Below are 13410 nucleotides of genomic sequence, written 5' to 3' on the forward strand. Positions count from 1 at the left end.
TAAGTGATCAAGCCTCAGTAAAATTCTTTGGTAAATTCAACCTTACAACCCAGTTGTTAAATGAGACACTGATTCATATTTTAATGAATTGTTTTTGCTATCGAGACTTTAAACTTTGCTACCTTCGGGAGGTTCAAACTTATAACCATAGCCACGCACCGTTTTAATAAATTCTGGTGTACTAGAATCAACTTCCATTTTTTTACGCAGTTGACCAATATGCACATCTACAACTCGTCCGTCTCCTACATAGTCACAACCCCAAATTTTTTGGATCAGTTGAGGACGACTCCAGGCTTGACCAGGATGGCTGGCTAAAAAATGTAAGATATTAAACTCTAAGGCAGTTAAAGCCAAAGGTTTCTCATTCAGTGTCACCTCTCTACCTTCTGGGTTAATTGCTAATTGTTTAAAGATCAGACGTTGTGATTGCGTAGGATGGATATAACGTATGCGTCTCAAAAGAGCTTCGACTCTGACTTCCACTTCTGCCAAGCTAAATGGTTTAGTCATGAAATCATCTGCACCTGCGGCCAGAACTCTAATTTTATCAGCTTCATCATTCCGGCTAGTGAGTATCAAAACTAAAACATTGGTGCGACTTTGCATTTCTTGACAAAGTTTATAGCCGTTGGCATCTGGCAAATTCCAATCCAGAATTACCAAAGCCGGATTGAATTGCTCAAATAATGCCATAGCACTTTTACCGTCTGCGGCCGATTCTATTTGGTATTTTCGACTCAGAAATCGGTAGACGAGATTTCTCACACTGAAATCGTCATCTACAATCATAATTTTGGGAATCGTCATGGGAAGCTTATCCATAGTCCAATGCAGTCTATTGATTGATTTGGCGATTTTCTGTAGCGACCGATGGTTTTAGATGTTGTTTGTGAGGAGTCTATTAGCTCCTAGTTAACTCAGTAGAAACTATGCTGTCGTCTGGGTATACACTTAATTTTCCTAGAAGTTTAAGCAAACTTCATAATAATCCTTCTAAATGGTATCGGTAATGTATGATTTTGGTATTTTTTAGAAAAATATTGGTATAAAAAGTAAGTCGCTAGTTATAAATAGGTAAAGATTCAGGATTGAGGAGTTAGGAGTCTCAATTGTAACGCTCAATTCCATCTCGTGTGGCTTTATCAGCCTCTATAAAAGTCGGAAATGATTCTGGCGAGATATTTTGTGCTACTAAATCTCCCACTACTTGCTCAAGATTTTAATCTAGATTTTGAGCAAATGCAGTCATCAAAAGCCGTACTGAAAAAGATGCTTTTGAAGCACCAATAAAATCGTCAAATAGTAGGCTTAAATATATCTGAAGATAGATTTTATTACCCAATATTTTTCAGGCAAATCTTCAAAGCTTCATACTTAAGAAAGACCAATTAACTTTATTTTTTTTGTTAGTTTATTGTTGATGTAATTCGGGTAAGAAGAGTTATGACTAATAATCTAGTGGGTGGTATTATCCCTTCACAGCCACCAATAGAAGCTGAATCTGATGTTCATGCAGTTAAATCTCGTCTGGAATGGGGCGAACCAGCATTTACAATTTTGGATGTACGCGATCGCTCAAGCTACAACCAAGGTCATATTATGGGAGCAATGCCTATGCCCATAGATGAACTCACAGACCGTGCAGTGAATTCTTTAGAAAAAAGCCGTGATATTTACGTTTACGGTACAAACGAGGGAGAAAGTTCTCAAGCTGCCCAAAAACTGCGTTCGGCTGGATTTGAACACGTATCTAAACTCAAAGGTGGTCTTGGGGCATGGAAAGCTATTGGTGGACCAACAGAAGGCATTATTGAATCAAGAACTCCCGCAGGTGCAGATGACTACAATGTTGTCTCTCGGATGCAAAATCACTTAGAAAATCAGCAGAAGTGACCGGGGGGGATTGGGGACAGGTGAGAGGGAACAGAGGAGAAAATAAATAATTAATTACCAATTGCTTCTCAGTGTTCAAATAAATCTTTGAATTGTAATAAATCCAAAGAAACCAATGTTGGTAGAACTTGAAAGCATTCTTGAGCTAGTTGCCAACGTCCTTCTCTTTGCAACATTTGAGTGAGCTTTTGTTGTATGCTCAGTAAGTAGCGCACATCATTAGCAGCGTAACTTAGTTGAGCTTCAGATAAATTAACCGCGTTACCCCAATCAGAACTTTGGGAGCTTTTATCTAGTTCTACTTGCTCTAATTCCTGTACTACATCTTTCAAACCATGACGATTGGTGTAGGTACGGGCTAATTTACTGGCAATTTTGGTACAAAAAACAGGCTGAACCTGAATTTCCAGATTGTGACGTAAGGTAGCAACATCAAACCGCGCAAAGTGAAATACTTTGAGGATGTGAGTTGCTTCCAAGAGTTGTTTTAAGTTGGGAGCTTCTGTTTGTCCTTTAGCGATGCGGATAGCTGTGACTTTTCCCTCTGGGTTGCACAACTGAACCAGACACAAGCGATCGCGCTGAGGTAATAATCCCATCGTTTCGGTGTCAACAGCAAGAGCTTCTGATTTTAAATACTCCGAGAGGGTAGCCGCATCTAAATCGCGATCGCTCACCTGAAAATCATGTAATGTCATCAATCCTTCCCAAATAAATTCTAGTGTCTATCAGTTAAATCACTGTATTAGACACTAAATTATTATTGTCCAAATTGTGCAAAAAATCAGTAAAAAAATCTATCTGGTGTTGATAAATATTTGTGTGAGATAAACTTCACCTTTAGCATTAGTGGCCACTCCCACCCCTGTCAGCTTATATTTTCCTTGAATATTCTTCAAATGTCCAGGACTGTTGAGCCAACCAATAACAGCTTGCTTTGCCGGCTCGTTATATCCAACATTGAAAGCCACATTTTCTGCCGCACTGTTATACTTAAGAGGGATGGCTTTAACTCGTTGTTCAAAGCCATGATGACTAAACTTAACTACACCATTAGCCATGTTTTGACTGTGAATCCTTGCTTGCTGAGTTATACTTGCATTTAAGGTTAACTTTGATAATCCTTGAGAAGCGCGATATTGATTAATTTGCTCAAAAACTAATTTTTCTAAAGTAGTATTTTCAGAACCAAAATTCGACATAGCTGCCTGGCTAGAAGTATTCAATGACTGGGTGTGAGCGATTTTTTTTGTAGAATTCTTACCGGGAACCGGAACAGTCATCAATCCACTAGCAAGGACAAGCACACTTAAAGCCATGCCAAAAGCAGTTTGTCGGAACATAGAGAATTAGGTAGTGTATGGATTTATTAGACATATACTCTATCTTCTGATGATCAGAATAAGTACCAGGATACTGTCAAGTATTTGTGAACTGAAGAATTACAGCAGGAGTCAGTAGAGACTTTCCAGGGGAACGTCTGTACAGGAGTCAGAATGTTCGATAAATTGGTATCAGAATGATAAAACTTAGACACAAAAGGTCTTTCGACTCTGCCACCTGTTACTTTTCTTCTGTCACCTTCTATAATTCAGACTTCCGAGTTCACTTTCCTGAAAATGACATTTTCTTTTCCGGAAAATCTGCCAATTTGATAACTAAAAAAAATGCAGTATCCAGTATATGCCTATGGTAGATGCCTCACCTCATTGAATGTTATTGTCACTACATTTTTAATCAAAAAAATATATAAAAAATAGTATCCACTGACAGATGTCAAAATAATTCGTAATTGATAATTCATAATTCGTAATTGCAATTAGTGTGGACTTGCACTCTCTTGAATTACGAATTACAAATTAGTATTTAAAACCTATCTTGAGAGCAGAAAAATTTGTGTGAAATAAATTTCTCCTCTGCCATTACTCGCTACACCAATCCCAGTGAGGTTATAATTACCTTGAATGTTGGCCAGATGTCCTGAACTCCTGAGCCAGCTTTGAACAGCGGTAGTAGCGGGGTCTTGAGATCCCTGGTTGTAGGCCACATTTTCTGCTACTTTGCTGAAAGGAATACCAATCGCTGTGACTCGTGCTTGAAATCCATCATGACTAAAAGCAACTTTACCACTAGCCATGTTTTGACTGTGAATTCTAGCTTGATTATCAATACTAGAATTACGAGTTAGTGCGGGTAAATTTTGGGAAGCGCGATACTGATTAATTTGATTGAAAACAGAGGTTTCTATGGCAGCAGTGTCAAGGGTATTTTGTGTGACTTTGTAGCTACCATTGGGTACAAAAAATGTACTGGGAGCAGAAATAGCTGTTGTAGCACTGACTAAAACCAAGAAACCTGCACCAATAGCGGAAATAGTGTTTCTCAACATGATTGATGATCAACCGCTCTACAAAATTTCCTCAAACTTACAAAAAAAGGGAACAGGGAACAGGGAACAGGGAACAGATAAGAAACAAAAGTTGCTGAGTTTAAAGCTCAGTCAAAAAAAAGATGTATTTTGAGATGACGAGCAACGAAAAAAAACAGTGTCATTATTTCAATCTCATGTTTAAAAACATGAGTTTTTTCTGTTAAGAGTTGCCCGTTCCCTGTTCCCTCGGAACTAAAAGAGTGAAATTAGCTTCCTGCTTCAGTTTAAGAGCGACTGCGCTTGCTTAATTCACAGGCTTTAGGATCGGATAGAGCCTACCCTATCTTTATTTCTACCTTTTTTTCTGATAATTGAAGGCTTGGTTATCGCCTATTTTTCCGAGCTAAAACTCTTAACTTAGCTAGTCAAGCTAAATTTTGGGCAGAGTTTGGCTAAGTTTTGGTAAATTTGAGGATATTTTTGATTACTCTCGTCAGCCCTGAATTAAGAACTTAGCGGCTGTTTGCACATCCTTGTCACCTCTACCAGAACAGTTAATAATGATACGAGGACTGCCAGTGAGTTGAGGACACAAAGTTTCTAGATAGGCGATCGCATGAGATGTTTCCAATGCTGGTATAATTCCCTCTAGCCTAGATAAGCGTTGAAATGCCTCTAAAGCCTCACCATCTGTCACACTATAATATTCAGCCCGGCCGTTATCCTTCATGTAGCTGTGTTCTGGACCAACACCAGGATAATCTAAACCTGCACTAATTGAGTGAGGCTCAATCACTTGTCCGTCCTCATCTTGTAACAGATAACTCATGGCTCCATGCAATACACCAACTTGTCCTTTTGTGAGAGTGGCCGCGTGTTTGCCAGTATTCACACCTTCACCAGCAGCTTCCACACCAATTAACCGCACAGATGGCTCTTTGACAAACTCGTGAAATAATCCCATTGCATTGGAACCACCACCCACACAAGCCATGAGAATATCAGGTAAACCGCCCCATTTTTCCATTGCTTGAGCGCGAGTTTCTTCACCGATAATAGCATGAAAATCCCTTACCATCATCGGGTAAGGATGGGGACCAGCGACAGAACCCAGGATGTAATGAGTGCTTTCTACATTTGTCACCCAGTCGCGGATGGCTTCAGAAGTGGCATCTTTGAGAGTTCCCGTACCCGCCGACACAGGACGAACTTCTGCCCCCATCAGCCGCATTCTAAACACATTTAAAGCTTGGCGTTCCATGTCGTGAACACCCATGTAAATAATACATTGCAAGCCAAAACGAGCGCAAACAGTTGCTGTCGCTACGCCATGTTGTCCTGCACCAGTTTCGGCAATGATGCGCTGTTTACCCATGCGCTTGGCTAATAATACTTGACCAAGGGCATTATTAATTTTATGAGCGCCAGTATGATTTAAGTCTTCACGTTTTAAGTAAATTTGCGTCCCTGTGCCATCTGGACGGGCATAATGGGCTGTGAGGCGTTCGGCAAAGTATAAAGGAGTGGCACGTCCTACGTAATCACGCAGTAAACCTTGTAATTCTGCCTGGAAACTAGGATCATTGCGGTATTGCTGATAAGCTGTTTCTAGTTCAGCTAATGCTGGCATTAAAGTTTCAGGAACGTATTTACCACCAAAGCGGCCAAAACGTCCTAGTGTATCGGGTACTGAAGCGGTTTGTGGGAAGTTGGGGGTAAGAGGTGTAGTAGTCACAGATTCGGTTAAATTAGAGAACACAGTTAATTTTAATTCTAGAACTTCTAAGGATGCTGATCAAAATCCTCTCGTTCCCAGTCTCTGACTGGGAATGCCGTCTAGGAGGTTCTACCTCCAGGTAGAATAGAGGCAGAGCCTCTAAATGTGTTCCCACGCAGAACATAGGAACGAGAGAAACCATAAAAAAGAGAGCTATTGCTGAGATTTTTGTACAGCTTTCTGCACTATTTCCAAAGGTAAATCTAATAATTGGCTAATTTGCTCTACATTTAAACCAAATTGGATCATCCGTGGTATCGCTTCTAACTTGGCTTCTTCTTTACCTTCCTGCTTACCTTCTTCTACAGCTTCTTGATAAACCTTGGTTTGTTTCAACTCACTTAAACCTAACATAGCTTCAATTTCCTCCCTGCTCTTTTTGGGTAGTTTGTAGACAATAATCGTCTCAATTAAGTTTATTAAATCCCGTTTGGTAGTTGCATCATTTAGTTGTTGATTTGCTTGTGCAATTAAGCGTTTTGCTAATTCTGGTGCAGTGTCTTCTGTTTCAATTACCAGTTTAACAACTCCCACCCCCAAGGAACTCTCTCCTAACTCATCTAAATAAATGCGTTTAACTCGCTGGAGAAGCAAGATTTCACCAAATTGTAAATTCTGTTCTCTTTCTATGGTACGACTAGGATAGATAATTACAACTTGCCAAGGATGAGGCGGTTTGTACTGTCGCAAATACAGACAAATTTCCGCAAATAGACGATAATATAAATCATCATCTGGCTGGAACTGAACTTCAACTATGTAAAATGGTTTTTTTGCATCTTTGGTAGTTGGTAAAAATAAACCATCTAAGCGAAAAGCCAGTTGTTTCACTTCACGGGATGTAAATTCATAAGCAACTGCTTCTGTGGGAGACTGGTTAATTAATTCAAAGAAGATGCTAGGAAATGCTTGAAATAAGCTATAGAAAATTGTATCTGTTTTCACGGTGATGAAGGAATTAAACTTGTGTTCTCACACAGATGCTCAAATTTTAGAACTATTTGAAAAAGAAGCGGTAATTTTAGAGAAAATGCTTTACTTTGTCAAAACACAGTCTATCAAATTTCTAAATAATTTTATATTTATTCTTCATCAAATAAATCAAAATTAACGCGCTGGTAAATGTCCATTAAAGAAATTTAAAAATCGAGAGAATGCAATTTTAAAACTGCTGCTTCTCCTTCATACTCTTGAAAAATCCATTGTCCTGCTGTTTGTTTGGCATATTGTTCTACAGCAAAACTATATTGGTCAATCATTATATATTCTTGAAAATTATGAGTTGAACGATAATATCTAAACTTATCAATTTTGTCATAACTTGGAGTTGATTTTGATATGAATAGGAGGGAAAAGGCAATAGGTAAGAGTAGCTAGAAAAAATTACCAATTACCAATCACCAATTACCCTACCTTAGTAACTCTTCTACTTGATGCTGACTCCACAATTTTTTGTATAGTCCTGGCTGTTCAACAAGTTCGGTATGTTTTCCTATTTGGACAATTTTACCCTTGTCCATGACCATAATTCTATCCGCAGTAGCAGCCGCAGAAAGTTGATGGGTGATGAAAATCACGGTTTTCTGTTGCGTACCGCTAGAGAGATTTTTCAGGATTTCTGTAGCTGTTTGATTATCAACACTGGAAAGGGCATCATCTAAAATCAAAACTGGAGCATCAATTAACATCGCTCTAGCTAAAGCTGTACGTTGTCGCTGACCACCTGAAAGTGTAATTCCTCTTTCTCCGACAATTGTTTCATATTGCTGGGGAAAATTGTTAATTTCGGCTTCAATTTGAGCCAAACGAGCGAATATTTCCACGCTTTCTTGTTCGCGGATGGGGTCGCCATAACGGATATTATTTTGAATGGTGGTGCTGAATAAAAAGCTATCTTGGGGTACATAAGCGATCGCACCCCTTAAATCATTTAAAGCTATTTTGGTAATATCCAAACCATCTAAAAATAATTGTCCCTCTTCAATATCCAACAACCGGGGTAAAGCATTAGCCAAAGTAGATTTTCCTGCACCAACAGCACCAACAATAGCGACAATTTCCCCAGGATAAATAGTAAAGTTAATGTCGTCTAAAGTGGGGATATTAGCATCAGGATAAGTGTAACTAAAATTTTTAGCGATTACTTCCCCTTTAATCGCATTTGTGGGTAGAGAGATAGCATCTGGTGGATCTTGGATTTTGGGAGTTACACTCAAAATTGATTCTAGTCGATCAATGCTTACTTCCCCTCTTTGGTAAGTAGTAATTGTAAATCCTAGTAAAGCTGTGGGGAAAACTAAACGCTCTACATAAATCAATAAAGCCAGAAAATCACCCACAGCTAAAGAACCAGAAGATATCCGCATAGTTCCCAACCAAATAATAATTAGGGAACTGATATTAGCTAAACCACCAATGAGGGGAAATAGAGTATTTCGGGTTCGTGCCAAGCTAAGATTAGCTGTTAATAAATCCTGATTTTTCTTTTGGAAAGCTCGACGCTCATTTTCTTCTTGAGCGTAGATTTTAATCAAAGAAATACCGCTAATATCTTCTTGAATTAACTCACTCATCTCCGAGAGTTGTTCCTGTAAAACGGCTTGTTGTGTTCGCAAGCGATCGCTAAACAAATGCACCAACAGAAACATAAACGGATATACTGCCAGAGAAGCTAAAGTTAGATCCACACTAATTGATAGCATCACTGGCAGCGTCAGAGTATAAGCAAAAAAAGTATTTGCTAAACTCAATACCGCAAAACCCAACAACCGTCTGATATTTTCCACATCACTAGTAGCCCGACTAATTAAATCACCAGGAGTATTGGTGGCAAAATAAGCCGGTTCTAATTTTAGTAAATGCTGAAAAATCCGCTGTTTCAGTTCAAATTCTACCTGACGACCCACACCAAAAATCCAGATACGGGAAGCCATACGCATCAGCAACATTGCTGAACTGAACGCGATAATTATGACTACATAATGTAGTACCTGATCCAAACTAAAAGTTGTTGAAAGTGTATCCACCCCAGAGCGAATTAGCAAAGGGATATAAACGCCCAGCCCATTCACAGTCAATAAAGCAATAATGCCTAATGCAGTTTCCTGCCAATGGGGACGTAGGTAACTACCGAGTTTAGCAAGCCGTCGAGATTGTGCCATTCAAGCAATTTTACAACTCTATCATCCTAACTAACTGACCATAGTTTTTTGGTTTTGTCATCATTTTTGCAGCCAGTCTTGTACCTAATCTCACTAAATTACCAAGTTATCTGTTCGGGCTGGATCTGGGAAGATGGGGACAGTTATAAGTTATCACCGTTCACTGCCTCCTGCCTTCTGCCTTCGGATCACGAGCGCCCACGTAAGAAAACGTAAATCTGGTTAAGGTAACTTTCCCAAACTTGGGTTGTGAGTTGCAGGGTTTCCGCATTAGGTACAAAGTCTTCTACACGCAACCCCCTTGTACTGATAGCTTGAGGATTTTGTAGTAGATAGGATGGGATTTTCATATCTCCTGCAGGTAGGATGCTATTACCTATCACATCAGAGATGGTATTTGAGGTAGTATTTGCAGGTCCAAAAGCTACTAATGTCGGAGGAGACACTATGGCCGCAACGGGTGATCTGACTAAAAAGTAAGCAATAGCGGGTGTACTCGACAACAACAAAATTGTCAGCGCCCAACCCAACAAATATCCGCCTGGTTTTTCTATTCCACCTCCTTTGATTTTCTGGGCAGCAACCATCAACATTAAAGCGGATGCTCCCAGAGGCTTGAGAGGAAAAGATATAAACCGCCACAGGGAAGCCACCGCCGGCTCAGTAGGATTCAAAAATGCCAAAGCTAAAACGACTAGTACAATCCCTAACATAAATCGGCCAGTAAAGCCTACTGTTGGGTAGAATCTTTGGAACAAAGAATAGGCAACAACGCCAATTAACAGCCACAGTAAGACCCGGCTTAGTAATTGAAACATAGATTAGCTCTCTAATTTTCTCGTGCGGCTGGTCTAGAGGATACGGGAAATGGGTTTATTTTATCGTCAAACTGCAATTTATCAGTGACTTAAAAATAACTCAAACCTCACGCACACAGACTACCGTCGTAGTGATTTTAGTGCAATTTTTTGACCCTGAGTGTATTATTTGGAATTTTCCCAGAGACTAACCTAGCACCAGTGGACTAAATTGATTGAGTAGTCATCGTCAACTCGTTTAAAGGAAAAACTATGTCGCCGCAAAAGCCCACCATTTTGGTAACAGGGGGAGCAGGTTATATTGGTTCCCATGCAGTGCTGGCCTTGGTGCAAGCTGGTTATCAGGTAGTAATCCTTGATAATCTGGTCTATGGCCATCGGGATTTAGTAGAACAGGTTTTGCAGGTAAAACTGATTGAAGGCGATATTGAAGATCGCCCTCTGTTGGATCATCTATTTAAAACCCACAACATAGAAGCAGTTATGCACTTTTCTGCCTATGCCTATGTGGGAGAATCGGTAACTGACCCGGACAAATACTACCGTAATAATGTTGTTGCAACTTTGACGTTATTGGAAGCGATGCTGTCCGCGTCTATTAAAAAATTTGTCTTTTCTTCTACTTGTGCCACCTACGGAGTACCACAATTTATCCCCATCACCGAAGACCATCCCCAAAATCCTATCAATCCCTATGGCGCTACTAAGCTGATGGTAGAAAGGATTCTCTCTGATTTTGATGTGGCCTACGGCTTAAAATCCGTGCGTTTCCGCTATTTTAATGCTGCTGGTGCTGATCCTAGTGGCTTATTGGGTGAGGATCACAATCCAGAAACTCATTTAATTCCCTTGGTATTGCAGACGGCTTTAGGTAAGCGGGAATCGATTTCTATCTTTGGTACTGATTATCCTACCCCTGATGGTACTTGTATTCGTGATTATATTCACGTTTCTGATTTAGCAGATGCCCATATTTTAGGGTTGGAATATCTACTCCAAGGTGGTGCAAGCGAAGTTTTCAATTTGGGTAATGGTAACGGCTTTTCTGTTAAAGAAGTCATTGCTGCTGCCCAGGAAGTCACAGGAATAAATATACCTGTACAAGAGTGCGATCGCCGTCCTGGTGATCCTCCTTCCCTCATCGGTAGCAGTGAGAAAGCCAGAAAAATCTTAAATTGGCAACCTCAGTATCCTGGTATTAACGATATCGTCGCTCATGCCTGGAACTGGCATCAAAAAAGGCATAAGTAGGTGATTGGGGACTGGGGACTGGGGACTGGGTGCAGGGGGAAGAAGTATTTTGGATTTTTCCCTATTCCCTTATTTACGAATTACGAATTACGAATTACCCCTCATAGTTTTCACTAAAAAAACTACAATACCTATAGATAACAGTAAAATTGCCACGATAATTATAGGCTGTGCCAACCGGATTGCCGCAGTTTGTTGTTGATTTATCTCAGTGAGATTTTCTCCTGCTTGTGTTGCTGCTACTGGTTTACCTGCGGCCACAGTGACTTGAAACTTTAACTCAAAAGGTCGAAAACTGTCTGCTGTCGCTGGTGTACCACTCAGTTGCAGTTCATAAACTCCTGGTTTGGGAAAAGTAATTTCTGCTCCTGGTATACCTTGGTAACGTTCAACCTCAACAGGTTTCAAGGGAGGTTCAAGCAGTGCGGGTTCTCCTGGTGTGTGGGGTTCGGCATAAATAGCCAACTGACAATTACACTCTTTTAAGGGTAAAACTTTACCACCCTTACGAGTCAAAGCAAACCAAGTTTCAGCAGGTTCACCAGCAAGGGGATTATCATTAGGTTCAATGTGGATAGTCCCACCAACATCACCCGCTATTTTTACCGTATGGGCAGAAGCAACAGGAAGGGATGTGAATGATATAAAGAATAAAAGTAGTAATAATTTATAATTCATAATTAAATAGGGAACAGGGAACAGGGAACAGGGAACAGGTGACAGATAGAAAGTTTTTCTCCCCATCTTTCCATCTCCCCACTCACCAGTCACCTATCACATTTTTTTGGGGAAACATAAAATTTTTCTAATCTTAAAATTGACCAAAAAAAGCGCGATCGCAATAATAAAACACCAAGGGTAATAATTAAGAGTAACAACGCTGCTAATTTATTTTCCCAAGTCAATCTTATAGCACCCAGGTAATGAGAACCAATCAATATGGCATGAATGGTAGTCAACAGCAAAGCGGGAACGCTCAAAAGATGAATTTGTCGCCAACGTTTACCTAACGACTTTTGCAGAAAATCAAAACTTGTGCAAGCCGCAGGACTCATTAACACCAAAGCTACAGCACCTGCACACATTCCCCATTGAAATTCTAGGGGTAAGAACCAAACAGCGGCAAAATTCCATTCTAGAGAGTGTTCTATATTATGGATGGTATGTACCACGGACAGCACAAATGCCCCTACTCCTAAAGCACGACGGTAGCGCATGGGTGATGACCACAAACCACTGATAGGACGAGCAATTAGGGAAAAAATTAAGCAGATCAGAGCAGCGTGTCCACTGTAGTCTACCATTGTGTCACCAGTCCGCAACAGAGTAATTGCGCCAATGATGAGTGTCACCCAACCACCCAAGCGAAATAACTGACTGCGGCGATCTTTACTCATTAAGGAAGTGGAAACACCTACTCCCAACATCGTCGGTAGAGTTCCCAAGCCAAAAGCTAACATGGTAATTGCACCATGCCACAAATTGCCTGTAGCTGCGGCTTTAATTTGAGCAGCGTATAAAAAACCGCAAGGCATTAAACCCCAAGTCATGCCCAAAAGTGCTGGTGTCCACCATTTTGTATGTAAGGATAGCTTCACCATGCCCGCACTTAGTCGGTTATGTAAACTACCTTTTAAGAAAGGATGGAATAAGGGAATATGTGGTAATAAGTCTGGTTTAACTTGTCCTAAACCAAACCAAATTAACATGATACCAGTAATTATTGCTATCCAACGGCGCAAATCGCTACCAATACCTGCTAGTTGCCCACCTTCAACTAATACGGAACCGAGAGCGCCAATACCTGCACCGACTAGAGCATAGCTCAACATCCGCCCTAAGTTTAGCAGAGTATGAAATTTTAATTGCTGTTGCCAACCCTGAGTTTCTTCTTGATGGGAAAGGGAAAATGCGACTGCTAGGGGTCCACACATCCCAAAGCAATGTCCAAAACTCCCCAGGAACCCCAGGATGGTAATCAGCAATAAATCTAGCATAAGTAAAGTTCTGAGTCCTGAGTTATGAGTTCTGAGGCAGAAGTCAGAACTTTTCTAGATGGCAAATGTACGTTAAATTAGTGATTTTGTCAAAAGACAACTTGTAAAACTTGATGTTCGCGCTATCTTTAAGTCTGGA

Annotated in this window: 13 protein-coding genes; 2 read left to right on the forward strand and 11 right to left on the reverse strand. The window is 40.3% G+C overall.

The window, feature by feature from the left end; genetic code table 11:
• Positions 1 to 108 precede the first annotated feature (108 nt).
• The gene (locus H6G06_RS00965; protein ID WP_190556182.1) at positions 109 to 825 is read right to left on the reverse strand and encodes a response regulator transcription factor; all 717 of its coding nucleotides are present in this window, start codon (positions 823 to 825) and stop codon (positions 109 to 111) included.
• A gap of 621 nt (positions 826 to 1446) precedes the next feature.
• On the opposite strand from H6G06_RS00965, the gene H6G06_RS00970 reads away from it, so the two are divergent.
• Positions 1447 to 1896: a rhodanese-like domain-containing protein gene (locus tag H6G06_RS00970; RefSeq protein WP_190556184.1), complete on the forward strand. Its 450-nt coding sequence runs from the start codon at positions 1447 to 1449 to the stop codon at positions 1894 to 1896.
• A 68-nt stretch (positions 1897 to 1964) separates the two neighbouring features.
• Here the strand turns inward: H6G06_RS00970 and H6G06_RS00975 are convergent, their stop codons facing one another.
• From H6G06_RS00975 to fraI, 8 genes are all read right to left on the reverse strand, one after another.
• The gene (locus tag H6G06_RS00975; protein ID WP_190556186.1) at positions 1965 to 2594 is read right to left on the reverse strand and encodes a ribonuclease H-like domain-containing protein; all 630 of its coding nucleotides are present in this window, start codon (positions 2592 to 2594) and stop codon (positions 1965 to 1967) included.
• Between the two features lie 99 nt (positions 2595 to 2693).
• Positions 2694 to 3239 carry a CAP domain-containing protein gene (locus H6G06_RS00980; protein WP_190556188.1) on the reverse strand — a complete coding sequence of 182 codons (546 nt, stop codon included), beginning with the start codon at positions 3237 to 3239 and terminating at the stop codon, positions 2694 to 2696.
• 530 nt (positions 3240 to 3769) lie between these two features.
• Positions 3770 to 4285, reverse strand: coding sequence for a CAP domain-containing protein (locus tag H6G06_RS00985; protein ID WP_190556190.1), 516 nt, complete (start codon positions 4283 to 4285; stop codon positions 3770 to 3772).
• Between the two features lie 475 nt (positions 4286 to 4760).
• A complete protein-coding gene (gene trpB, locus H6G06_RS00990; protein WP_190557202.1) occupies positions 4761 to 6002 on the reverse strand; it encodes a tryptophan synthase subunit beta in 1242 nt (413 codons plus the stop codon).
• 195 nt (positions 6003 to 6197) lie between these two features.
• The gene (locus H6G06_RS00995) at positions 6198 to 6989 is read right to left on the reverse strand and encodes an Rpn family recombination-promoting nuclease/putative transposase (RefSeq protein WP_190556192.1); all 792 of its coding nucleotides are present in this window, start codon (positions 6987 to 6989) and stop codon (positions 6198 to 6200) included.
• A gap of 194 nt (positions 6990 to 7183) precedes the next feature.
• The gene (locus H6G06_RS01000) at positions 7184 to 7405 is read right to left on the reverse strand and encodes a Uma2 family endonuclease (RefSeq protein ID WP_190557204.1); all 222 of its coding nucleotides are present in this window, start codon (positions 7403 to 7405) and stop codon (positions 7184 to 7186) included.
• Between the two features lie 48 nt (positions 7406 to 7453).
• Positions 7454 to 9205 carry an ABC transporter ATP-binding protein gene (locus H6G06_RS01005; RefSeq protein WP_190556194.1) on the reverse strand — a complete coding sequence of 584 codons (1752 nt, stop codon included), beginning with the start codon at positions 9203 to 9205 and terminating at the stop codon, positions 7454 to 7456.
• 188 nt (positions 9206 to 9393) lie between these two features.
• Complete coding sequence (fraI, locus tag H6G06_RS01010; protein WP_190556196.1) at positions 9394 to 10023, reverse strand: septal nanopore formation protein FraI; 630 nt, start codon at positions 10021 to 10023, stop codon at positions 9394 to 9396.
• A gap of 252 nt (positions 10024 to 10275) precedes the next feature.
• On the opposite strand from fraI, the gene galE reads away from it, so the two are divergent.
• Positions 10276 to 11274, forward strand: coding sequence for a UDP-glucose 4-epimerase GalE (galE, locus tag H6G06_RS01015; RefSeq protein WP_190556198.1), 999 nt, complete (start codon positions 10276 to 10278; stop codon positions 11272 to 11274).
• Between the two features lie 87 nt (positions 11275 to 11361).
• Here galE and H6G06_RS01020 read toward each other — a convergent pair whose 3' ends face one another.
• Both H6G06_RS01020 and H6G06_RS01025 read right to left on the reverse strand, forming a co-directional pair.
• Positions 11362 to 11952, reverse strand: coding sequence for a hypothetical protein (locus H6G06_RS01020; protein WP_190556200.1), 591 nt, complete (start codon positions 11950 to 11952; stop codon positions 11362 to 11364).
• Between the two features lie 89 nt (positions 11953 to 12041).
• Positions 12042 to 13271: an urease accessory protein UreH domain-containing protein gene (locus H6G06_RS01025; protein ID WP_190556202.1), complete on the reverse strand. Its 1230-nt coding sequence runs from the start codon at positions 13269 to 13271 to the stop codon at positions 12042 to 12044.
• Positions 13272 to 13410 lie beyond the last annotated feature (139 nt).

This window comes from Anabaena sphaerica FACHB-251 (assembly GCF_014696825.1).
In the GTDB taxonomy this organism is placed as follows: Bacteria; Cyanobacteriota; Cyanobacteriia; order Cyanobacteriales; family Nostocaceae; genus RDYJ01.